This window comes from Aquisalimonas asiatica (assembly GCF_900110585.1).
Lineage (GTDB): Bacteria > Pseudomonadota > Gammaproteobacteria > Nitrococcales > Aquisalimonadaceae > Aquisalimonas > Aquisalimonas asiatica.
In genome coordinates this window covers 102091-125739 of record NZ_FOEG01000008.1, presented here as the reverse complement: position 1 = coordinate 125739, position 23649 = coordinate 102091, and the positions used below count along the sequence as shown (strand labels likewise).

Annotated in this window: 20 protein-coding genes; 2 read left to right on the top strand and 18 right to left on the bottom strand. The window is 53.4% G+C overall.

The window, feature by feature from the left end:
- Window positions 1-333 precede the first annotated feature (333 nt).
- The 9 genes from BMZ02_RS15155 to BMZ02_RS15125 form a co-directional block, all read right to left on the bottom strand.
- On the bottom strand, window positions 334-705 hold the full coding sequence (locus BMZ02_RS15155; protein WP_139209235.1) for a hypothetical protein: 372 nt from the start codon (window positions 703-705) through the stop codon (window positions 334-336).
- An 89-nt stretch (window positions 706-794) separates the two neighbouring features.
- The gene (locus BMZ02_RS15150; RefSeq protein WP_216110868.1) at window positions 795-1082 is read right to left on the bottom strand and encodes a hypothetical protein; all 288 of its coding nucleotides are present in this window, start codon (window positions 1080-1082) and stop codon (window positions 795-797) included.
- Window positions 1083-1113: 31 nt separating this feature from the next.
- Complete coding sequence (locus BMZ02_RS15145; RefSeq protein WP_216110867.1) at window positions 1114-1905, bottom strand: class IV adenylate cyclase; 792 nt, start codon at window positions 1903-1905, stop codon at window positions 1114-1116.
- 106 nt (window positions 1906-2011) lie between these two features.
- The gene (locus tag BMZ02_RS18875) at window positions 2012-2500 is read right to left on the bottom strand and encodes a hypothetical protein (RefSeq protein ID WP_139209234.1); all 489 of its coding nucleotides are present in this window, start codon (window positions 2498-2500) and stop codon (window positions 2012-2014) included.
- A gap of 78 nt (window positions 2501-2578) precedes the next feature.
- Entirely contained in the window at window positions 2579-3235 is a 657-nt protein-coding gene (locus BMZ02_RS15140; protein WP_091645396.1) for a hypothetical protein, read from the bottom strand.
- A gap of 11 nt (window positions 3236-3246) precedes the next feature.
- On the bottom strand, window positions 3247-3792 hold the full coding sequence (locus BMZ02_RS19435; RefSeq protein WP_216110866.1) for a TIR domain-containing protein: 546 nt from the start codon (window positions 3790-3792) through the stop codon (window positions 3247-3249).
- Between the two features lie 106 nt (window positions 3793-3898).
- A complete protein-coding gene (locus BMZ02_RS18870) occupies window positions 3899-4552 on the bottom strand; it encodes a transcriptional regulator (RefSeq protein ID WP_139209233.1) in 654 nt (217 codons plus the stop codon).
- 27 nt (window positions 4553-4579) lie between these two features.
- On the bottom strand, window positions 4580-5278 hold the full coding sequence (locus tag BMZ02_RS15130; protein ID WP_216110865.1) for a hypothetical protein: 699 nt from the start codon (window positions 5276-5278) through the stop codon (window positions 4580-4582).
- Window positions 5279-5395: 117 nt separating this feature from the next.
- Window positions 5396-6253: an SDR family NAD(P)-dependent oxidoreductase gene (locus BMZ02_RS15125; protein ID WP_091645393.1), complete on the bottom strand. Its 858-nt coding sequence runs from the start codon at window positions 6251-6253 to the stop codon at window positions 5396-5398.
- 174 nt (window positions 6254-6427) lie between these two features.
- Here BMZ02_RS15125 and BMZ02_RS15120 point away from each other — a divergent pair, with 174 nt between their 5' ends.
- The gene (locus tag BMZ02_RS15120) at window positions 6428-7393 is read left to right on the top strand and encodes an integron integrase (protein WP_091645391.1); all 966 of its coding nucleotides are present in this window, start codon (window positions 6428-6430) and stop codon (window positions 7391-7393) included.
- Window positions 7394-8337: 944 nt separating this feature from the next.
- Here BMZ02_RS15120 and BMZ02_RS15115 read toward each other — a convergent pair.
- From BMZ02_RS15115 to drt3a, 3 genes are all read right to left on the bottom strand, one after another.
- A complete protein-coding gene (locus BMZ02_RS15115; protein WP_171909949.1) occupies window positions 8338-8805 on the bottom strand; it encodes an antitoxin Xre/MbcA/ParS toxin-binding domain-containing protein in 468 nt (155 codons plus the stop codon).
- A gap of 608 nt (window positions 8806-9413) precedes the next feature.
- Window positions 9414-11405 (bottom strand): antiviral reverse transcriptase Drt3b, encoded by a 1992-nt coding sequence (drt3b, locus tag BMZ02_RS15110; RefSeq protein WP_091645388.1) that lies wholly within the window; start codon window positions 11403-11405, stop codon window positions 9414-9416.
- Window positions 11405-12610 (bottom strand): antiviral reverse transcriptase Drt3a, encoded by a 1206-nt coding sequence (drt3a, locus tag BMZ02_RS15105; protein WP_171909948.1) that lies wholly within the window; start codon window positions 12608-12610, stop codon window positions 11405-11407. Before drt3a ends, drt3b begins: the two co-directional genes overlap by 1 nt.
- Window positions 12611-13152: 542 nt before the next feature.
- Here drt3a and BMZ02_RS18865 point away from each other — a divergent pair.
- A complete protein-coding gene (locus BMZ02_RS18865; RefSeq protein ID WP_139209231.1) occupies window positions 13153-13623 on the top strand; it encodes a hypothetical protein in 471 nt (156 codons plus the stop codon).
- Between the two features lie 1353 nt (window positions 13624-14976).
- Here the strand turns inward: BMZ02_RS18865 and BMZ02_RS15100 are convergent.
- The 6 genes from BMZ02_RS15100 to BMZ02_RS15080 all read right to left on the bottom strand — a co-directional run bounded on the left by BMZ02_RS15100 (window position 14977) and on the right by BMZ02_RS15080 (window position 23609).
- Entirely contained in the window at window positions 14977-15510 is a 534-nt protein-coding gene (locus BMZ02_RS15100; RefSeq protein WP_091645385.1) for a hypothetical protein, read from the bottom strand.
- Window positions 15494-17683 (bottom strand): hypothetical protein, encoded by a 2190-nt coding sequence (locus BMZ02_RS15095; protein ID WP_091645384.1) that lies wholly within the window; start codon window positions 17681-17683, stop codon window positions 15494-15496. Before BMZ02_RS15095 ends, BMZ02_RS15100 begins: the two co-directional genes overlap by 17 nt.
- Window positions 17680-19245 carry a tyrosine-type recombinase/integrase gene (locus tag BMZ02_RS15090; protein ID WP_091645382.1) on the bottom strand — a complete coding sequence of 522 codons (1566 nt, stop codon included), beginning with the start codon at window positions 19243-19245 and terminating at the stop codon, window positions 17680-17682. Before BMZ02_RS15090 ends, BMZ02_RS15095 begins: the two co-directional genes overlap by 4 nt.
- Entirely contained in the window at window positions 19227-20336 is a 1110-nt protein-coding gene (locus tag BMZ02_RS18860) for a site-specific integrase (RefSeq protein WP_171909947.1), read from the bottom strand. Before BMZ02_RS18860 ends, BMZ02_RS15090 begins: the two co-directional genes overlap by 19 nt.
- A 370-nt stretch (window positions 20337-20706) precedes the next feature.
- Complete coding sequence (locus tag BMZ02_RS15085) at window positions 20707-21429, bottom strand: TSCPD domain-containing protein (protein ID WP_091645380.1); 723 nt, start codon at window positions 21427-21429, stop codon at window positions 20707-20709.
- A gap of 20 nt (window positions 21430-21449) precedes the next feature.
- The gene (locus BMZ02_RS15080) at window positions 21450-23609 is read right to left on the bottom strand and encodes an adenosylcobalamin-dependent ribonucleoside-diphosphate reductase (protein WP_091645379.1); all 2160 of its coding nucleotides are present in this window, start codon (window positions 23607-23609) and stop codon (window positions 21450-21452) included.
- Window positions 23610-23649: the final 40 nt, after the last annotated feature.

Here is a 23649-nt window from a genome sequence, read left to right as displayed (position 1 = left end):
TGCCCACCATTAGGAATATAAACCATACGCCCATCGCGCCCCTGTAGCCCATGACCACCAGCGCGAATGGCTACCATTCTACCATCTCTGCCTTGCAAGCCATGCCCACCCTTTGGGATCGCAACCATGTGTCCGTCACGACCTTGAAGCCCGTGCCCGCCATCAGGAATAGTTATGGCCTTTCCATCTCTGCCTTTAAGTTTATGTGGCATAAGTTTTCCTCTGCAGAGCTAACGTCGCCGGCAAACCGCGCCGCCACTTTGTTTCCCGCGAAGCGCCGCGTTACTTTCCGGCGTCGGGTTCACCGGCTTGTTAGCACGATATCCGTTCCCACTACAGCGAGTGATCTTCTTGATCCGCTTCGCGACATACGTGGCGCAAGATTTCTACCGCATTCGTGTCCTCAAGCAACTTTTCTACTATCCTGGGTGGAACCGTTTCGCTATCCTCGACCTCGAATAGCTCTATTGAAACGTCGTCTTCTGAAAAGATTCTTTCTTCATGGTCGGTGTAAGGAATCGGCCTTTCATATACCTGCACTGAGGCCATGGCCCAAAGCGTCCCTGTCTCGTCGTCGACAAGCTTCACCCATGCAGTCTCCGTTCTTCCACCGTCAGACGGATTCGGTTCGATCCCGCAGTCATCCGCCCCATTAGCATCAACGGCGACTACAAACGGCCTTTCTTCATAGTCCCTCACAGACATAACCACCCTCTCTATTGATCGCTAACGTTCAAGCTGTGCGGCGCGACGTAAGGAGCGTCCGAACGAGCGCCTCGTTGGGCATGGCTATGCTACAGCTGGCATCGGATATGGGAGAATGCCTTGTCTCCCCGCTTGTAGCCCTGCCGAGGTCCGGCAAAGCCCTCTTCCAGCACCTGTAACCCTCGCATTTCCTGCGCATGAAAGAGCTTCCAGCCAGCGTATTCACCAGACTCGCTGCCACCGGCGACCTGATAAGCGCGCAGCGCTTCATGCCCCTTGGTGTCGATGCCATAGGTGTGTGGTTCCACCACCCTAGGATACCCGTGGTATACGAAACTCAACTTCGTCATGTTCTGGATCGCATTGCAGATTGCCACTCCGCCTCCTATGCGCCAACCATCCAGCGCTTCATACTTGACCGCGCAGCTTCTCTACCACTCCGTTAATGGTATCCGTCTTTAATGCAACCGGGTCCATTTGAACGCCCAGCACGGTGTTGCACGAAGGACAGCAGTACGAAATGCAGTGCCACTTGGACTGGAACCCCACCTTGCCGTCAACATCCTCTATTCGGACAGAGCTAACGACACTTTCACACTTCGGACATTTACCGGTAGCAACCATTCTGCTCCTCCTCTGTCGGCCCAACGTGAGCGTTAGCGCGTCGGCTCCACGCTGTTGTTGGGCCTTCCACTCGCCAGCAGATCTACATATGCCCCCGCGACCAAATCGACTTGGTGGATGCCAAGCTTTGACATTAGCTGCTCCGCGACGAGAGTCCCCCTCCTCTTCGGTCTGCTCCGGCCGAAGCACAACCTCAAGTTCGATGAATCGGCCCAGCCCCTTCACCTCGTCCAGGTGGATTCGGGTTTGCCCAACCATAAACAGCGTGCGCCGCTTCTGCACGATGGCGCGAACGCCAAGCGCGGCTGACAGAGCTTCCTTTAGAGACTGAGGCTCGTGCGTTGGCGAGCGGACATACGTCGACTGCTTGGGTCCCGAGGAATCCGCTCGGATGTACTGGATCAACTCACCTGTACCGTTGCCGAACTCCCTGAGCTTGAGCCGACCGCGTGGCACATGAAAGAAGGTGTCCGTCTGCTCGATCAGTACAGGTGGGCCATCTGCAATGCGGGCGGCTATCCGAGCCTGCTCCTCAAAGCTGGTTGAACGAGTCTTGATCTCGATGTTGCGTGCCACGGGAACTCCAATGCTCTCATCTGCCCAACGTTAAGGTAACCGGCGCCGGAACGCCAGCGCAGGGAACCAAAAGCGGTAAGCTTTTGGCGTCCGGCTGACCGCCTGGTTAACCATACAAACTCCACAAACCGAATAGACCACCGGCAGCCAAGGAGACAGCCATAAGATACGTGAGCCACACATGCGGTGGCTTTCTGAACAAGCGACTCCGCACGTCAGCTGTGAAATTTGCAGCGTTACCAACAATTAACACAGGCGCTAGTGTGATGGCAGCCATTAAAACCGACAGCGCAATGCCGACCGGGACGTTTTGCCAGTGTCCTGACAGCAGCTCCACAATGGTGAGACCCGCCCCCCCCCACCCTGTAAGGGCCCCAGAAAAAGGAACTACGAGATAAGTTCCCAAAATTTCTGGGACACGTGATCGGTGAGAGACAATGAGCGAAACACCTGCCCCCAGAAAAAGAACATACACAAACGGCTCAAAATTTAGGAGCGGAAGCAATTCGTCGCGCTGAAGCTCAATTCCCGCCGACACCTTCGCTAAAACGGTCAGAACAACAACTGCAACAAATGGAAAAAAGTACGCGATCATATGGTTAACGCCGAAGCTGTGCGGCGCAAACGAAGCGCAGCGTGGTTTGCGTCCGAACGAGCGCCTTGTTAGAGCATCTCATATCCCGGAAACCAACTGATGCATTTTTTTTCTGTACCCAATAAGATTTTTGTTTACTGCCATAATATCCTTCTTCAATTCTTCATGATCTGGAAACTTCTTCTGTATATCTTGGGGATGAAGATCAGCATTTTCATCCTTTGCAAGCTGAAAGTCATACCATCTACGAAACCTTGCTTGCCATTTTGTAAGGTGAGGGCGTATACCAGAATTCAGCACATCGATTGATAAGGAGATAATCCTCTCCGTATCTTTACGTCGGAATTTCGAAACAGGAACATCCTTGATAAGCTCTCGGGTAACAGAGAAAAAGCTATACCATGAATCATAGATCTCAGAAATCACGTCATTATCAAGATCAATTTCCAGGCCAACTTTTCGCGTACTCAGTTCGACCCATATTTTGTATGCGATCTGCCTGTCTATCTCGTTTGGTCTTATTTTTACTTTCTGATCACCAAGACCAAACTCTGCCTCATCTATTTCGAAAGATCTCCAGGGACCCCAGACAGATAAGATCAGACGCAAACCGATCGCTAGAATGACAAAAATTATCAGCGTCAAAACTAATGGACCGCTTGCCTCTATAGTTAGACTTAAACCCTGATCAAGTATCAGGCGAAAATGATCCGGAAGACTCTCTGTATTTGCCATCCTCTAGATTCCTAGCATTGACGGTTATAACCCATTCTGTCACGAGGGTTCACAATCCATTTTCGATGAGTAGCTCGTCGTTGGTATGCTCTCTCGATCGCGTCAACAAGCTGATCCGTCGTTCTTGGATATGCTATCCATCTGGCATAACAGTCCTCTTGAGCATCATTTTGTTTCAAGTTCTTGTTTAGCCTATCTGGAAAGATCTTTTGTCCAAGCTCATAACTTGGTAGCTTTATTGCCAGCAAGCCATTTGGCGTGGTGTTTTCACCTTGACGCAAGGATGACTGGATTTCCCAGTCAACATATCTTCGAGCCCAAGTACATTTACCGAGCATGACGAGAGTGACAGTAGAATCCCCCAAGTACAGTTGTCTAATCCGCCTCATTACGTAGTCCGTATTAGTGCTATTAATGATATCCTCAGACATCTCTTGGCCGAGCCCACGAGCGATAAAGGCATCTTGCTCATGATCGAATGAGCGTACAAATTGGCTTACTTCATGCTGATCTGCATGGTGATATGAAATAAAACACTTTCTCCTCACTATTGCCATTTTTAGCTCCTCCCTCTGGTATTGCTCTAACGCTGAAGGTCAGGAGCGCCGGAACCGCCCAGCGGTTCCGGCGTCACCTGCACCGCATGGTTATATGCGACCTTCCTCATGGCTTCCGAGGCTTTCCGATTCCCATTACGGGCACTCCCGGAGGCGGTGGTTCGTCCTCCGTTGATCGCCACCTCGTTGCATCAGGGTCGACCCATTCTTTCGAGGTGCGGCGCTCCTTCTTCACCCACTCAGGACGATAGTAAAGTCGCAACGCCATGCAGATCACAGCATTGGTAAAGCGGAATCGCGGATCTGTGGTGGGATAGCCTGCTCCTTCCGGCAGGTCGGATTGCAGGCTGGAACAATACCCACGCACAGGCTCTGTCTCGAATGTTAACCCATGTTGCCCGTGGGCAAATTCGTTTCTCACCTTTCGGATAAGCGATATTTCGTTGTACTCATACTGGTCGATCAGCGCGAGCGAGAAGCACGCGTCGATTCGGGCCGAAAAGGATCCCAATGGCGCGCTATACCCCGAAAGTAGACGCTCGGTGGATTTCCCTTCCACAAAGAATGCGCGAAGGCTCTCAAACAGTTTGTCGTCGATGAGCGCCGCACTTACAAGCGGGAGGCCGCGGTCTGTTTCCCGCTTGAGCTCCTCGACGAACGCCGCTAAGTCTTCGGCATGATCTAGTCGCATTTCTTCAAAACCATATAACGCTTGCGATAACCGGCGCCGGAGCGAAGCGGAGGGAACCAAAAGCGGCATGCTTTTGGCGTCCGGTTGACCGCTTGGTTAGGCACCTCGGTTATACGCCTGAATATGACCTTGCACTTGTTCTTCTAGTTTCCCAAAGAAAGCCATCAAAACTCCAATCATCTCTGGTACAAACTCCTCTCGAACACGAAGACTGCTTCCTGGATCTCCAGCCAAATTTCGACACGAATTCACAAACATGTTGGCTTTATGTTTTGCATCTTGCGGAAGAGCCCCACCATTATGGACTATTTGATTCCTAACCGAATTTAATCCACGAATGTAAGTCAGCTCACTGTTCGCTTTAGATAAATCAAACTCCGCGATTTTTCTAAGATAAAGAAAAGCCCTTTCCACGCCTTGACCTTTTAAATCTCTCAGTGATACTGAGCTGCTAACCGATTCAGACAGGATATAGCACAGGCTATTTAATTCATGCTCAAGGAAGCTAAAGATTGTCAAAATTATCGACTGACGATGGATACTTGGGTACTTTACTTGGTTCACGTGAAGGTCCCAGCCGTAACTTTCGACAATCTCACCGTGGCTTGATTCTGGGTATTTAACGAGAATCGAATCCAAGTGATCCTGAAGCTGTTTATCCCTATTTCCCCATGCTGATTCACTGGCCTCGTTAAAAGCCCGAAACTCTTCTAATTCTTGCCGCGCCAAGTGGCAATGAGTACATAACCCGTTTCCAAAGAAATCTACAGACATAAGTTTCTTTTCATCGCTCATTGCTGTGCCTAACGTCTGAGTTGAGGGGCTTTTGCGGAGCAGGCGCAGCCTGCGTAGCAAAAGTCCCTCTCCAACGATTTGTTGGGCGGCACGATACTCCGGCTGCTCACGTTTCGCTCAAAATGCAACATTGGAAGTAATATCGTGCCAACGACTCGCCACATCCTCGGCCGTAGAAGCTTCAATTGCGGCAAGGTCTTGCGGATAAGCTACATTCTCCCGCTCGACCCAGTGTGCCCCGGTGAATTGTCCATTTCCGGCTCGCAGTATCACGCCAGAATCTCGACATTCCGGTGAGGCAAGGTATAGGACGCCCGGGGCAACTTGCTCTGGTCGCAAGTCCTTCGGTTCGTCTTGTATTCCCCACATTCGCGTCTTCGCTACCGGACAAATAGCATTGGCGAGGATTCCATGCTCTTTTCCTTCTACCGCGAGCTCGTTCATGAGGCCAATTTGGGCCATCTTTCCCATTGCATAGGGAGCAAGGCCACTAAAAACGTACTGCTGGTAAATCGCTCTATCCGAGGTCGTGAGCACGAACCGACCATAACCTTGCTGCCTCATGGTGGTGAACGCCGCTTGAGCCAACCACGTCGGCGCTTCGATGTTGACGCTATTGGCACGCTGCAAAAATTCTGGAGTTAGTTCTTCAATCGACTCATACGCAACCCATCCAGCGTTGTGCACCAAGATATCGAGACGGCCAAATTCCTTTAGCGCCGTTTCAACGACTCTCCTGCACGCGTCTCGACTATCAAGAAGCTCCGTGCTCGGAACTGCCGTTCCACCCGCCTCCTGAATGTTCTTCACGGCATCAGCTGCCACGCCCGCATCTATATCCGTGCCATCTTTGCTCACGCCGGCATCATGAACGACAACCCGTGCTCCTCTATCGGCAAGCAGTTTTGCATATGAGAACCCCAAACCACGGCCCGCTCCAGTGACAATTGCTACTTGGTCATCAAGTCGGATCATTCAGCCTCCTGTAATTGTGTCTTTATGCGCCGCCCAACTAAAAGTAGACGTCGATATAAACGTGTCACATCGCGTCATTAGTAACGTATAACATGCGTCCACTTGCCTTGGTGCACCGTCGTAGCTAGGCTTGACGTGTTCGAACACATCACTTGAACAGGGAGCAAGGTCGCCATGGAGCAGGCGCCGAAGCTGCTGGACGAAGTCCGGGAGAGGATTCGTTTTAAGCACTACAGCATTCGCACGGAGAAGAGCTACGTCGACTGGATTCGGCGCTTCATTCTTTTCCACGGAAAGCGACATCCTCGGGACATGGGCGCACCCGAGGTTGAGGCATTTCTTACCCATCTGGCGGCCAGGAAAAATGTGGCGGCCTCGACACAGAATCAGGCCTTCAGCGCTCTCTTGTTTCTTTACCGGGACGTGCTGGGCCAGCAGCTTGACGCCATCCAGAGCGTAGAACGCGCCAGGAAGCCTGCGCGCCTGCCCGTGGTGCTGACGCGCACAGAGGTCCAAGCCGTGCTTGCCCATCTGGAAGGCACGCACTGGCTGATGGCGTCGCTGCTCTACGGCGCGGGGCTGCGGCTCATGGAGTGCGTTCGTCTTCGTATCAAGGATGTCGAGGTTTCTCGGCGTGAGATTCTTGTCCGGGACGGCAAAGGCGCGAAGGATCGGGTGACGATGCTGCCCGAATCCCTGGTACAACCGCTGGAACAACAGATTCGGCGGACGGAGGAACGACACCGGCAGGATCTTGCTGCAGGGTATGGAGCGGTGTGGCTGCCCCACGCGCTGGCGAGAAAGTATCCGTCTGCCCCCACGGAGCCTGGCTGGCAGTATGTCTTTCCGGCGTCGCGCCTCTCCGTTGATCCCCGCTCCGGAGTCCAGCGCCGGCATCACGCGGACGAGCAAGGGTTGCAACGAGCCGTGAAGAAAGCGGTTCGGCGTGCGGGACTGAAGAAACCCGCGTCCTGCCACACCTTCCGGCACTCGTTCGCCACGCACCTGCTGGAATCCGGGTACGACATCCGCACGGTCCAGGAACTGCTCGGCCACAGTGATGTGCGCACGACGATGATCTACACGCACGTGCTGAACCGTGGCGGGAAAGGGGTACGGAGCCCGCTGGACGTCGCATGACGGTAGTGCTCTGTGATCAATGCTGTGCCCGCCTGGGTCCATGGCGCGGTTCCCGCTTGTCGCCTTTCCACGACGGTAGCGGAAATCGGGCGGTGTGCCAAACGGTTGGTCCGGGTTCGCCATGGCCGTGCCCCTCAAAACAAAACCCCGGCACCTTGGGGTGACCGGGGTTCGTCGTTACCTCCCAGCGTGCGGCTTACCTCAGCCGCACTTATTATATGCGCCCTATAGGTGGATACATGTGCGGCATAACCTTTAAGCGTGGCGTGTTTCGGATGTCGATACTTCCAAGATGGTTACTTTTCTCCAGCTACGATGGATACTTTAGGATTCTCTCCCCAATAGAGAAGGGTATTACGGATCCTCACAACCCGTCTTAGACTGCAGAAAAGAGATGTTAGTGCTCGGCCGCCTCCTGGAGGCGGTTGTGCGGCGAGAACCTCTACGAGCAACGAAGGGTACGGCACGAGACAGGGAGGAATGACCTATCCACCGCCGACTACGGCGCTCCACGATCCTGGCAAAGGCTGACATTGCCGTAAGAGCTGTTTCGTGTGGCTACGGGTATTCCCACTTTGCCACAGGCAAGTAACTGTGCAGTGCCCACATGAAAGGCGCCCGCAGCCACCCCCCAAATGGGTGATTACTCCGAATGGGATCGCCTCCGACGAATAACCCTGACGCTACATCAGCTATAGCTGGTCGACGGAGAACAGCAGAGGCGGAATCACACGGCTGGCAGTGAAGCTCGGTTAGAGTGTTGTAATGAAAAGGTTCGCTCATCAGGGAGAACGTAAGCGCTCCACGAACCCCATCTGTTGAGGCGATTCCGGTTCCCGAACACTGATCACCGGCAAGCCTTTCGTGTGCCACCACCCTGACCGATACCGCCGTTTTTCGCATCAAGAGACGCATAGTGTCATCGGCCATGACACGCCATGCCCTCACGCAGCGGATCCTTGGATGAGGGCCGTCAGCATGTCCTCCACCACTTCTGCTTCCGTTTCTGTGCGGCAGAGCATCACCGGCGCGAGACAACCAAGGGCACCGTTCTCCTCGGTCAACCACTCAACCGAACACGCAGGTGATCCGAAGGCAAGATCCCCACGCTCTACGATCCGCAGGAGCCGGATCAGGCGATCTGCCTCCTCGGCGTGCAAAGCCTCGCCCTTATCCAAACGGCGATTAAGCGTGCGCCGATCAATCACCACCTGGTCAACGATCCTACGCGGCAACCCCGTCACTTCCGGGACTTTCAGCGCCATCGTCGCCGGAAGTCCGTCCTGCAAGGCTCGGATCAAGGCAATACTGGACTTAACGATCGGTGTTCCGTCAGGTAGAAAAAAGCGACGCTCACCGGTATCTGATCGCTTGACCACGATCTCCGTGGTGTCGCGTTCACTGTCGGACATAGTCACAAGGTACCCTGCTCGTCCTTTACTCGCCATGCGCCAAGCCTAGCAGGCCCTCGCTCCCTAGCCAGTAAGAAGCAACCGCAGGAATCTAGCGTTGGGTTCGAGAGTACAGTACCCGCAAGACGCCCATCCCGATACAGCTGCGTGGCTACCTGGAGAACACGCTAACAAACACCTCGACGATCGGGACAAACGACCCTGCGTCGTGCGTACCCGGCAGGAGCGTTGTTGGACGTCCGCCTCTCCCTTGCAGAGCTTGCTCGCGAAAGCATCCTGTCTGCTGAGACGCCAACCGAGACCACGATGGTGTGACTTCGCTATGCCAGCCGGATAGCTGTCACAGCGCGTGGTGCCTCTTGAGCGAGCCATAAATCCGTCATTCTGTCCTTTGTGTCCACCAGATACACATTATGCGCGCTGGGGCATCAGAGTGATACGCGAACCAGAACCGCCGTATCAACAAAAATGGTGCGACCTTGTTGCCAAGGTCGCACCAGTCTGGCTCGCTCGTGTGTAAGATCAAGAGCTCATGCCCGCGTTTTAACGCCGCATTTACTCCCGTGTTCGTGACCCTGTAAGCCAGACAGTTAACGATGGTACCGTCTTTAGTAGTTCCTATCCACCGGCTTCTTCTCGAGTTCCTGTCGAATGTTTACCTCAAGGTTCCAGTTGACAAACCACGCTTTCGGCCGCTCCGTATACTCCGTGGCGTCCGCCCAAACAATCTGTGCACCAGGCCGGTACGCGCGGTGCGCCGCCCGCCACAGTGCACTACGCTCACGCACTGTGAAGTCCGGGTATCCCCCGACGTCAAGAAAAGCTAAAGCAGCAGACGTATCATCTATGATCCTCGACCGGCGCAACCACCTCACGAGATAGGCCAAGACAGAACGCTTTAGATCATAGTATTCGTCGCGACCTTGGGCATAATAGAGGAACGCGATGCACGGCCAATAGGGAAACCCTTCGCCGGAACGCTCAGCATCATTGATCAACACAATCCATGCATGCTTCAACAGGTCTCTATCGATCTGTCGACGTTCTCGAATAATTCTTCTGAGAGGCAACATGCTGCAGAATTCGAGAGAAAGAAACTCGAGGCCGTCTTTTGGTCTTTCTGAGTCGATAAACAAATCATCGAATACACGCTCAATAACTAAGTCAACCTCATTGGTTACTGACTGGCCGCAACAACCGCCGATCTCTCTCAGAAGTAACAACGACTTCAGAGCACTATCCAAGCCACTGACATTCGGGGATGCGCCAAGTATAAATCGAATCACATGCCCCATGTCCGCGATAAACCGTTGAAGCGCTATAACTTCGTCGTCAACACTCGCATGACACCAACCAAAGCGCTCATATTGTTGCAATCTTTTCCTTATTCCGCCAAAGACTATTGCTGCACCACTCCCTAAAGACAAATCCGTTTCATATATGAGCGACCTGTATCTTCGAAGAAAATTCTTCCACGTTACCTTACGATCCCTCGCCGCCCTGGGACGATATCGAACTTGTCTATATATATCTTCTTGCGAAGTCTCCATTGCATCCGCAAAATACCAATCAATGAGATCCTTCAGATTATTAGCGAGAACTGAAATATTGGTTACAAATGGCCGCTCTCTGAAGACAACTTTACCGGGGTTGACATAGAGCTTGTAGGATCTCAACTCACTCTCAACTATTTCCTTTATTTTCCATATTTTTGACTCGTCATTAGAAAATATGTAGTAATCATCAACGTATCGCCTGATATCGAAATCTAAACCTCTACGCAGCGACATCTCTTCCGCTTCTTTCTCAACCGCTACATCTATATCTTGAAATATTATTTCTGCAAACACCCTAGATATTTCCGGCCCCACGACAATTCCATTAGTTTCCTTATGGTTCATTACCTGCATAAGCTCGTCAAATCTAGCGTCGAATGTTTTTCGAACTCTCCGGTAATCCTTCGAAAACTGTTTTTTCTTAACTGCCCAAGAAATCGAATGCGTATATATATTATAGAAGCATCGACTCACGTCGAGTTCACACAGGCGCGAAAACCTTCGCTCAAGCTCCATAAACTCTTCGGATTCGTGAAATTTATACAGCCTATCGAACTTGGAATACTCAAAATAACTATAGAAAACAGGCGCAACCTCATCCGATATTTCGATTTTTTCTTTTTTTATATCTTTCGCAAGACTATTGTAACTCCCTCCCCAGCTTTGATTTTCCTTGGGGCTCCATGACAACGATGCGACGTCTTTTGGCCTCCTTAAAGAGAACGACGATCTCGCGCACCTATCAAGCATTATATAGTTATACTTATCATAGAAATCACAAGCGTTTAACTGCGTTGCAGGATGAATTACGCTCAAGTCCCTTTTTTTTCCGTCTTTCAGCGCCGCTTCATAGTGGTAAGGTATTGTTTCCTTTTTGTAGGAAAAAATCTCTCTGGTAATCTTGTCTAGGCTGCTTTCTTTCCGAGAAGCATATCGAATAAAGAAATTGTACCCAGAGAAAATAAACGGGGTCTCGTATGGCTGAAGATCAGTGATTATTGGACGCCAAAGCAGAAAACTATAATCTCTCCCTATTCTACCCATCACTTAAAGACCCCCGCGATCCTCGTTATTTCACTTCCGCTCCACATGTAACGCTTATTCCATTCCCATGCTTTTTGAAAAGAAATTTTCGCAATCTCACGTTTCTGCTGACTACTCAATTTTCCTACCGCCTTACGAGCGAATGAGCGTTTTCCAGAGTAAAGAGCTTTAGCTTTAAAATCGTCAAGATCTTTAAGCTGTTCAATATGACTAACATGAGGATAAGCACAGCGCATACCGCCCACAAGACCTTCTCTTTTAATGCCAACACGATATACTGGGTAATGCCCGGTTAAATAGCGAATTCTATTCTTTAAAAGAGTGTAGTCGCTATTGCCCCCAAATGAGAGAAGAGCTTTTATTATTCTTGATTTTATTTTTTTTATTTTATTTTCTGCAACCCTCACTTCTAGGCTATCCGAATCATCTGATGAGCACCGCACAGAAAAAGAATAACCCAAGTATGAGAAAACTTCTCGTCCTGGTTCGGCTTTATCAACCACCGATATAGTTGTATGTTTTTCGCTCTCATAGTTGAGTGAAAACCCATTAACATCCAGTATGCTTTCTATACGCTTAACTATACTCCGAGGGTTTTCATAAGCAAAAATCAACATATCGTCGACAAATCGACCATAATAATAGACTCCATCAAGATTTCTAATTTTTCTATCAACCTCCTGAAACCTCCACTCACTCAAAGTGCTTGAAATCGGGAGACCTCGTGGTAACCCCTGGGAGCCAGAGAGCGAGGTAGTCTCAAGTAGCGCTTTTAGTAAGTTTACGGTTTCGTCGGAAACTTTTTCTTCTTGAGATAAGCGGAGAAGCAGCTGGCTTGGATCAAATGACCCAAAGAAATTCCTTATATCAAGCCGAATTATATATTTTGGTATGGGCTCTTTTAAAAGATGTATAGTTTGTTGTATTAGCTTATCTTTATTGGAAGACTTTATGTTGTAAGATTTTTTTATGTTATTGTCAATTTTACGAACTACTATTTCAGTTTCTACATCCTTGAAATAATAGATACTATTACCGTTACTAGACGATACTTTAGGGGCAGGAAAGCGCCAAGCACCCTTAAAAACTTCCTTAGATATTTTCCAGCAAATCGGTTCAATTACACTCCGGTCTGAAGCTGGGAATGCACTTCTGTAAGAATCTATCAGTCGAGACTTGGAAAAGCGTTGCCCTTCAGTGCTCAATGCGTCCACCTATTTGCAGTAAGCATGAGAGCCGCGATCGCGCTCCCATATGTCTTTAATCTAGAAGCTTTGCGCCAGAACTTCTTGCGTTTTCGTTAGTTAGCCAATTTGGCTATGTGACAAGAGGCAAGTGACCCCAGTCTCATAATCCGGAAGCTGATCAGTCAACGTACCGCGAGCACAGGAGCTATGCAATATCTGTTTTTCATGGTTGGGTGCGTGGCGGGAGCTCTGTACAAGCCTTTTTGAGAGTGTAAGGCCTAGGGACAAACCGCACTAAGGAATTCGAATACACGATATATGGTAGCGTGCCATGGTGTTGGAGGTTTATGGGTACCCGCTGGGTTACAGGTGGATTGGGTCAATTCATGCCGCCCGGCATCGACTTGAAAATCCATGCGCGCTCTCCCATCAACCACAAAGACCTGTGACTTGGCCCGGGTATCCATATGAACGGCAGAGGCAGGAGGGGGGCGTTGTATCGATGGATCAAGTCTGCTCTGCTATCGTGACTTGCGGATTTAGAAGGGGAAGGAGTGAGAATGAGCGACGATGCGTTGGTACTGGCGGTCTGTCGGCTTGGCACGGGATCTGCTGAGACAACGATGAGCCTCTATCAACAGATAGATAGACTCTTAGCCAACGAGGGCTATCGGTCAATTGACCTAGAGGATGTACTCCGCCTTGGACTTGCTGTCATGTTGAGAGCAGTCCCTGATGGAGATGTTAACAGCCCGTTTTCTGCTCTTTTTTGCGCGGGATTTTCGGATAGATTAGATCTAGATAAAGATCATATTCATCGTGAGATTAACGAAACCTTTCAAGAATACTCCGGGTGTATAAATTTACGCGATGATCTAAATTTCGCCTCTTGCTGCGTCAATCTCTGGGGGTTGACTCAGGGTTATCCTAGTGGCTTCCGCCGTTCGCTAATAATGCTTTTGCGTACTCCAGTTGCCGGCTTGGCACATAATAATCGTGATTATATGAAGAAAATAATAAGAGAATTCTAATGTCGAGCTTTGCGATACTCACCTGTGTGAGGCCTATGCACGCATACCGTGATTATAGGGGCCCGGTCTGTCTACGGCCGCGTCGAAGGGGAATTGAGGTGCCGAACGTCTCGCTATCCCTCTAATCCAGGGTGCTGTAGCCCGGTTCGGCGCCAAGGATTCAGGCTTATAGGCGTGTCTCCAAATCCTATGGTTTGTAGCCGAATCAAAGTGCGACTCACAATAGCAGACCGTTGGTGGCATCAAGGCGGCGAGGATTCCGTCCTGAGTTCGTAAGCAGCTCGACAATGTCTCGGTCGCTGTGTGCGAGGTATTGCGCCCGACTTCGTCGGCCTTGGATTACATGAGAGAGCAAGCCTAGGGTGGAAGGTATTCCGGCCTACCTCTAGATCAGGGGGCACAGCTCTCATAAACCAACGTTTAACTTGGGGAGCATAGGGCGCTCCAATTGATAGTCATATCAGGAGATCCGTGAAGATACGTTATCAAAGGGCAGGAAAGCCCCGAAAATTGGGTTTATAAGGCATGCACCTTGCTGCTACATCAGTAATCTGAGATGCCAGAGGGTGGGAGGTATAGTGTCCGAGTTCATGGCCAAGTGCGCCAGCCCAGCACCCCCAGAAGGGTGATAGGCAGCCTGCTAAATCGCTATGAGATCAAATGCCTACAACACCCGACGGTGCGGGTATTGAGTCAGCGATTGGGGCTGGAAGACCAGACTACTGACCGAATGATGGGTGGAAGTATTCTGTCCAAGTTCACAGAATGCTAACAACATCATAAACTTACAAGCCATAAAGTTGCTAGTTAGTTGTTGGGTGAGACCTTGCGGCCGACTACACTGAAGCAACAACCCGCTATGTGCGTTGCCGCACCGGCCTTCCGGGGTCGAAGGCTTGGTAGTTGTTGCCCGAGGGTGGCAACAGTGAATGATTTGCGATCTCAACACGTTATACCAATCCAGAAAGCAATCGGATACATGAAAGGTCAATCTAAGTTTGCACAGGAGGGTTCGACAGGCAGACAGCCTCTGACAACACCGCCTTCGTGAATAGTTCGAATCGTGAAGAGTTCGAACACCTGCGGACGAAACTGGAATCGGTGTCGCTGCGGCTGGATGAATCCCTCTGTGGCGCCTACTGCGAGATGGAACACGTGTACTTCCCCATGGACTGCACCGTATCCCTGCCCAGCACCATGGAGAACGGTGCCTCGCCAGAGATGCCGGTGGTCGACTTAGATCCAATTTCAGGTAACCTAACCTTCGCGAGCGTGATCACCCAGTCACCTGCTGCGCCTGGCTCTGAACCCCGACGTCAAGACTTTTCAGCTTTCCCCGCCTACTAATCCCCGTTAGCTATCTTCACGCCCCTTCAGATCGATGACATTGATTGCTTGCTTAAATTGTTCCTCATCGGTGATCTTTGTACCGCAGAACAGGCATTTCCCGGCTTGTTCGCTTTCCTTCTCGAGGATGGGACGTATTAGAATTTCGGCATCGAGAGAGTGGGCATAGAAACGTTGGTATATGTCCACGTGGTGCGCCCTGAGGCTGTCGATTGTTCTGTCGCGCTCTGCGATCTGCTCCTTGAGATACGCAATATTCTCGCGCAGATGCTCCGCTGTGGCGTCACCGGTAACCATACGCCGACGCGCCTCAAGATCTTCGAGGACGCGAGCCACAAGTTCTTCGTGCTTGGCCAGGGTCTTCCGAGTCGTCGGCACGGCGTTGGCGGCCTGGCTCGCGTTGTAGACGTATTCCTTGCCGCTTCGGCGCGCTTTAGCGGCTAGCTCACGAATCACTGCCTCGATCCGTCGCTTCAGCGCCTCACCTCGCAGCTGCGGCCTTGCTTTGGCCCGCCGTGAATCCTCAGGCGACTCCGTCATCCGCGTCCTCCTCACCTCTCTGGCGGATCTGATCTAGCATGATGCCAACGTTTTGACTGATGCGTTTAAAGTGATCGAGCGTTGGGGAGTCTTCGACGCCCTGAGCGGCGATTGCACCGGCGACCAGTTGAGATTCGCGCTGCATGCGCTTCAGCTCCTCAGTTGTTTGATCATGCCCAGGTTCAACAACGAGATGCTCGCACGGTTTCTCGTCGCTACAGCTAAAGCAGCTGAGGTGGTGCGGGCATGGAGTGGTGGCCCAATCGAGGGTACACACGCCATGCGGCATTGGATTGACCATACGAAGCACCGCTTCAAGATAATCCTCGGCGTCCTCCCTCGAGAACTCGGCCAAAAGATTGTAGCTTTCGGCGACCTGTCCGACCGCAACCTTATTCCGAACCGCCTGCTTCAGGCGAGCCGCCCGCACTTTGCTACTGGTTTGATCATAGGTGGCGTTCTGCTGCTTGTTCGTTCGATTGAAGATCAGCGCAATCTGATCTTCGGAAAGACCGCCGTTCTGGTAGATCGTGTTAAGCCAGTGGCGGATATCGTGCGTCGTGAACTTCGCGACCTCGCCGGTTCTCGGATCGAGAATCCCTAAGCGATTGAAAACACTGTCTTCATGGTTGGCGGTGCCTCGAGAACGCGCCTCACCAGTCAGCCAACGAGCGATTGTAGATTCAGAGACCGAGGAGAAATCCCCCTCCTTAGTTCCGCGCCGAGCAGAGAGCGCGTACTTCTGGATGATCAGAAGTGCCTCGTCCTGATAAAGGATCCCTTCCCCGTTACTGTCCTTGATCAAAGGGCGCACTTGTCGCCGAAAGCGCGATTCCAGTGCCGTATCGAATGGTGGCTTTGGGTAGCCCCTCCCCTGTAACTGTAGTGCTTGCGCCTTGTCTATGATGTCCTGAACGACGTCGCGCCGCGGCCGCGTCAACGCTGTCCCGCAGTGTTCTTCGAGCCTCAAGATAGAGAGTACGCGCTGATCAGTATCCCAACTTTCCCGCGCCTGTCCACGCATTTTACCATTGGACACAGGTGGCAACTCACCGCGACGAGCCGCTTCTTGGTTCGCCATTAGGCTCGTGAACACGCCTCGATTAAGACCCAGGTTCTTGGCCGCCTGAGACTGATTTCGGCCCGCCGCCTCGTAGGCACCAATTGCATCGATAAAACACCTGCCCTTGGTGTACCAGGCCCCAGCTGGGTTAATCATCAGGTGGTTTGGATCGCTCGTCCATGCGTGCGCCCATTTCGCCGTAAAATACCTAAAGGCAGTAGGCTCATTGAGGATTTCACTCCAATCGAGCTGAGGATTCGCACCTAACCTCTTCGCCACTTCCCGCGCTTCGCTTGTCTCCGTGATGATCTTGTTGACAGCGTCTTCGACCATATCAGCAAGTAGAGGGTGAATAGGGCGAGGGACGGGCCGACCTCCTTTCTCAGGATGATGCAGAAGATGAAGGGCACCATCGAATTTTAGCAGGCAATTGGTCGGCAACATAACTAGTTCGCCCACGCGAAACCCAGCAGCGATCGTAATTGCTAGCACCGACAAGAGGAATTTGTCCTTCGCGATCAGGTCTTCCCGATGCCGTGCTTCGAACATAGCTCGAACGATCTCAATTGGGATGAGTTTTTCTTCCCTTTCTTTCTCGGTTGAGTGGCGACCATGTGCGGCCCGGTTTTCTAACCGGTTCTTGTAGTCCAAGCGCATATTGAACGAAACAGAAAGCCAGTTCGAAGCCAGCTGGAGGAAGCTCGAAAAACGATAAGGAGATCTATACTTATCAGAGATTCGACGCTCCGCCGCATTGAAATCATCCGTCTTGAGCGTCTTGAAACTCCGGGCCCCTAACACATGGGAAAGCGCCTCAAAGGCGACGATCCTTCCAAAAACGGAGCTACGCGAGGCCACATTGCGAGTCCGCCGAGCATGCAACACCCAAAGCTTGCAAATCATCTTCATTTCATAATGAACAATGACGTCGAAATAAACCTTACTCTGATTCTTGTTTCCAACCCTTTTAAGCCAGGGCAATATATCCCAAACATCTGCCTGAAGATCGAATCCTTCCGGCACTATCGTCAGAAGATCGCCACTAATCTCCACGAAGATGTCACTGGCCTCTTTATCCGCCAGCCAATGCGTAAGATCAACGGCGTTCATTGCCCCACCTCATGGGCGTGAGATTCTTCGACTTGGCGAATAACTTCATGGATCGCAGCGCCGACGCGGTCGAAATCTTTGCCTAGCTTGCTACGCTCCCTACCGCCTTCTGCTTCGCTCCAACGCCCTAGCTCGGACTCAACGTATGCCAACGCTTCACGATGTGGGGCATCGCGCCAAGCCAGAAAGTGTGGGCAACCGTTGTAGCAAGCCCAAAAAGGATGTTCGGTGCACGCCCCGTCCTTACCGCAGGCCCCGACAACAGCCGGCTGCGCTACCTCATCGGCGATGATTGGTATGTGAATAGGGCGGCGTTCAACCTGGTCGACGACCGCCCCCTTGAAGAAGTAGGAGTTGCACAGCTCAGCGAATAGTTTGCCGACACCACGATCCGTGGCACGCTCCAGCGCAGGCATCAGATCAGAGCCTACAGCTTGAATGTATGCATCAGCAGACGTTGGCCCGTCATGCTCCAGCACTTCCTGGATCTGATCCCTGGGCACGCCTTGTAATGCCATCGACGTAGCTCCGGTATGGCGAATCCGGTATGGCGTTAGATTGATGCTTCTGTCGGTTCGGTGACTGATAATTCCCTGCCGCTGAGCCCAAGAATGCAGGCGAGCTTTGGCGAACGCGACGTCAACTTGCCTATACGTCATCCACCCTAAGCCCTCGCCGCTAGCTCCGGGCATCACGATTAGCCGATCGAAACGCTGCTGTAGTGAAAGGATCTGTGGACGCTCGGAATAGTCTTGAATCGCCCTTGCCAGTGTCTCGGTTATCTGCCAAGAAACTGGCATTTCGGCAGCCTGTCCTTTGGCCTTTGGGATACGCAGAAAGAACTCACGCCCTGAGGGGGCGATCCAGAGCGAGTCCTTTTTCATCGAAAGAACCTGCTGTGGTCGCTTGAGCGTTTCGTTAAGAATCCGAGCAAAGATTCGGGTCGCGCAGTCCATATCGCTCTCATTGAGTTCTTCGCGATTGAGCGCCTCACGAATCAGCTCCCACTCCGAAGACGTAAACGAGCCACTTTCGACATCCCACGTCGTCACATGGCGCAGCTGCCGCACATCGCTCCTAGCTTTCCACCGACTCATCTCCTTGGCGAGCGAATAATCGGCGCCGGCGAGTCTCCTGTCTGCCAGCTCTTGGTACAGAGAGCGAAAGATGCTCCGAACATCCGGGCGCATTTTCTCCCACATGTTCAGCCAAGTTAACGTCGAGATGACGCCAAGCCCATTGGAAAGATCCGACTTAACGGCAGCCGCAGCCTGCCCCCAACTCTTTAATGTAAGGTCAACCCGCGAAAGATAAGACGGCGCGCGACGTTTCATGCGCTCCCGCATGACCTGCTTAAGACTAAACGTAAGCTCAACCGGTAAGCCGACCTCAGCCCAATTGAGTTCGTGCGACTTTCCGGCATATACCGCGCGCCATGACTCGTCGGTCACGTCGATCCATATCGGCTCAGCCGGGTTGAACTCGCAGCGCAGAAAGCACCGGCCATCCTCTCCTTCAAAGAGCCCTGTCTGGAAATTTTCTTTCAGGCCAGCGCTATCCATCGATCATCCCCTTTCTGCCAAGTTCGCAATGCATGGCGCGCTCTATCGGCTCTCGCCCGCCTTGTATAGATCTCAAGACTTTTCTCGCTCTCCCAACCACCCCAGTACACTAGGTCAGCCATCTTTGCGCTGTACTCGTCCCGATCCTCGATATCCGTCACACCTGCATAGGCGCGGTTGAAGAAGGCGTGACGAGCTAGGTGCCAATTGAAATCGACACCAGCTCCGGCACTGATTGCCTTCGCTACATCATCTGCAGCCCGTATCGAGAGCGGCTCGCCGCTCCCGGCGACAATTAGGAAGTTGTGTGACAGCAGGAATTTCTTGGTCTTCTTGCCATTCCGCTCAACCATTCTGAATCTATAAGCCGAGATGTAATCCGCCACAAGCTTGGGAAAAACCGTGTTTTCTACAATGAGACCCAGGTCGCGCGAGAGTGTTTTCGGGCGCGGCGGATTCTTACGTGGATCGGTAGAGTCAGGGCCACGCTCTTCGATTCTAACTATCTTGAAGTAAGGCGCCGCACGAGTGGGGCAGTCCATTGTTCGCATCGCTAAGATCTCGCCCTTTCGCATTCCCAACTCGATAGCCATTCGCCACATAAGATAATCGCGCATGGCGATGGCTTGGCCGACGGCTGTGGATCGGCTCTCCGGTTTGAGAAATCGCTCAACGGCAGCAACTTCATCTTCGGTCATATCAGGGGCGACAGGATCTTGCCTTACTTTGATACGAACGTCTTTCCACGCCTGCTTCTGGGCTTGTACCAGCATTTCCACGTCGATCGCGCGCCGTGCTCTGTTCGCCGCTGGGTTAGCAAACTGCCTTATGAACCAAGTGCAAATGACCGAGCAGGCCCCGAACGCCGCATTGATCGTCCGCCGTTTTCCCTGTGGGATGACTCCATTGGGCTGGGCGCGTGGTGCTCTGAGCCACGCTGCAAAGGAACGCACTTGAGGGAGAGTTAGCCCCTCGCCTGACAGCAGCAACCTATCGAGATCGACGTTGCGCCGCTCCGCCCAGGAGTACAAGTAGGTAAAGAAAGCCAGCTCCCTGATGCGCGTATTATGGGAGTCCGTCTTTTGTGCCAAATGCGCTTCATAGATCGAGGCAGCGCGCATTGGGAAACCAGTGCCACGGTTTGTTAGGACGTGCCGAATGCCGGCACCGGGGATAGTGACAGAACTGACCTTGAAAGGGGCTTTGGGCACACTCGCGCCACCTTTTTGTTTACTTATTACTGTGCCAGCCCCAGACCTTCCCACTAATTTTTCCTTTTTTTCAGAAGCTTACTTCAACAACACGAAAAGTATACACTTAATGACACACTTTACACGCATTGTCAAGCGCTCTGTTTTTCCTATCTCACTGGAGTCAAAAAAGAAAAACCCCTAAATAACATTTATTTAGGGGCCTATTAGTGTCGAATTGAAGGCGGTTGAAAGTATACAGTTTAGACCGCTATGAACACTTGCTGTCCCCGCAGTTGAGGCAGGTCATGCAGCCGTCCATCTGGATCGCGGCTTTGACGTTGCACTTCTTGCAGAGCTGGGCGTTCTCCGGGAAATCGCCCTCGCCCGGGGCCTCGGCCGCGGCGGCGTCCATGGCCGGGTTGTGGCCGGCCGCTTCGGCCTTTTTCTTCTCCAGGAACGCTTTCTGGTGGTCGTCCAGCTCTTCGGGCTCGATCATGCCGATCTTCTTCAGGTGCGTCTCGATGACGTCACCCAGCTCGGCCACGAGCGACGGCATGAACCGGCCGCCCTTCTTGAAGTAGCCGCCACGCGGGTCGAACACGGAGCGCAGCTCTTCCACCAGGAAGGTGCAGTCGCCGCCCTTGCGGAACACCGAGGAGACGATGCGCGTGAGGGCGACGATCCACTGGAAGTGATCCATGTTCTTGGAGTTGATGAAGATCTCGAACGGCCGCCGGATCTCGTGATCGGTGCCGGGGTTGAGCACGATGTCGTTGATGGTGACGTACAGCGCGTGCTCGGACAGCGGCGTCTTGATCTTGTAGGTGCTGCCCTCGAGCTCGTTCGGGCGCTGCACGGACTCGTGCATGTGCTCGATGTCGGGGGCGTTGGCGGCCTCGGTGGTCGCCGGGGCGTTGGTGGGCTTGGCCTCGCCGTCGTCCGGCTTGGCGACTTCGTAGCCCACGATTTTGCTGTCGATCTTGATAGCCATGGTGCGTTTCCTCCGTGGGCTCAGAACTTGCCGTAGTAGCCTTCTTTCAGGGCGTCGAACAGGTTGGCGGCGGTGTGCATTTCGCCGTCGTACTCGATCTCGTCGCCACCCTGGGCCTCGACCACGCTGCCGTCTTCCAGCTCGAAGCGGTAGGTGGTGTTGGCCAGATCCTCTTCCTTCACCAGCACGCCCTGGAACGCTTCCGGGTTGAAGCGGAAGGTGGTGCAGCCCTTGAGGCCCTGTTCATGGGCATACATGTAGATGTCCTTGAAGTCCTCGTAGGGGTAGTCCGTGGGCACGTTGGCCGTCTTGGAGATGGAGGAGTCCACCCACTTCTGGGCCGCGCCCTGGATATCCACGTGCTGCTTGGGCGTGACGTCGTCCGCCGTGATGAAGTATTCCGGCAGGCCGGCGCTGTTGGCGTCCGCTGCCTGGGGCAGGCCCGAGGCGTCGATGAAGGAGCGGTAGGCCAGCAGCTCGAAGCTGAACACGTCCACCTTCTCTTTCGACTTCCGGCCTTCGCGGATCACGTTGCGGTAGTAGTGGTGCGCGAAGCTCGGCTCGATGCCGTTACTGGCGTTGTTGGCCAGGGACAGGGAGATGGTGCCCGTGGGCGCGATGGAGCTGTGGTGCGTGAAGCGCGCGCCCTTCTCGGCGATGGCGTCCACGGTCTCCGGGTCGGCCTCGGCGACTTTCTCCATGTAGTGGCTGTAGCGGGCCATGAGCACCCGGCCCTTCACGGTGTCACCGGCCTTGTAGCCGTCTTCAGCCATGCGCGGGCGCTTGGCGAGCATCTCCTTGGTGACGGTGAAGTCTTCGTCCATGATCGGCGCCGGGCCCTTCTCGTCGGCCAGATCCACGGCGGTGCGCCAGCCCTGCAGGGCCATCTGCTTGGACGCCTCTTCGGTGAAGGCCACGGAGTCGGCATCGCCGTACTTCATGCACAGCATGGTCACCGTGGAGCCCAGGCCCAGGAAGCCCATGCCGTGGCGGCGCTTGCGCATGATCTCCTTCTGCTGCTCGGGCAGCGGCAGGCCGTTCACTTCCACGACGTTGTCGAGCATGCGGGTGAATACCGCCACCACGTCGCGGTAGGTGTCCCAGTCGAAGTAGGCGTTCTCGGTGAACGGCTCGCGCACGAACTTGGTGAGGTTCACGGAACCGAGCAGGCATGCGCCGTAGGGCGGCAGGGGCTGTTCGCCGCAAGGGTTGGTGGCGCGGATGTCCTCGTCGAACCAGTTGTTGTTCATCTCGTTGACGCGGTCAATGAGGATGAAACCCGGCTCGGCGAAATCGTAGGTGGAGGTCATGATCATGTCCCACAGGCGCTTCGCTTTCACGGTGCGCTCGATGCGGCACGCGACCAGGCCTTCCTCGTTGGTGACGTAGCCTTCCTTGCGCGGCCAGTAGCGCCAGATGATGGTGGACGGATCATTGAGGTCGATGTTGTCCACTTCCACTTCGCGCGGGCTCACCGGGAAGGCCAGGGGCCAGTCGGCGTCGTTGCGCACGGCCTCGATGAACTCGTCGGTGATGAGCAGGCTGAGGTTGAACTGGCGCAGGCGGCCGTCTTCGCGCTTGGCGCGGATGAAGTCGAGCACGTCCGGGTGGCCCACGTCGAAGGTGGCCATCTGCGCGCCGCGACGGCCGCCGGCGCTGGAGACGGTGAAGCACATGCGATCGTAGATATCCATGAACGACAGCGCGCCGCTGGTGTAGGCGCCGGCGCCGGAGACGTAGGCGCCCTTGTGCCGCAGGGTGGAGAACTCGTAGCCGATGCCGCAGCCGGCCTTCAGCGTCAGCCCCGCTTCGTGCACTTTCTGCAGGATGTCGTCCATGGAGTCGCCGACGGTGCCGGAGACGGTGCAGTTGATGGTGCTGGTGGCCGGCTTGTGCTCTTCGGCGCCGGCATTGGAGGTGATGCGGCCGGCCGGGATCGCGCCCTGGCGCAGCGCCCACAGGAACTTGCCGTACCACTCCTCGCGCTTCTTCTTGGTGGTTTCAACCTGAGCCAGGGAGCGCGCCACCCGCTTGTAGGTGTCATCGACGGTCTCGTCGATCACCCGGCCATCCTTTGCTTTCAGGCGGTACTTCTTATCCCAGATATCCCAGGACGCACTCTGGATTTCGATCTCGGTTACGTCCTTCGGCACATCCCGGGCCTCGGCTGCACTCGTCATCCGTCAGTACTCCCATGACTGTTGGTTTTTCATCAACGAC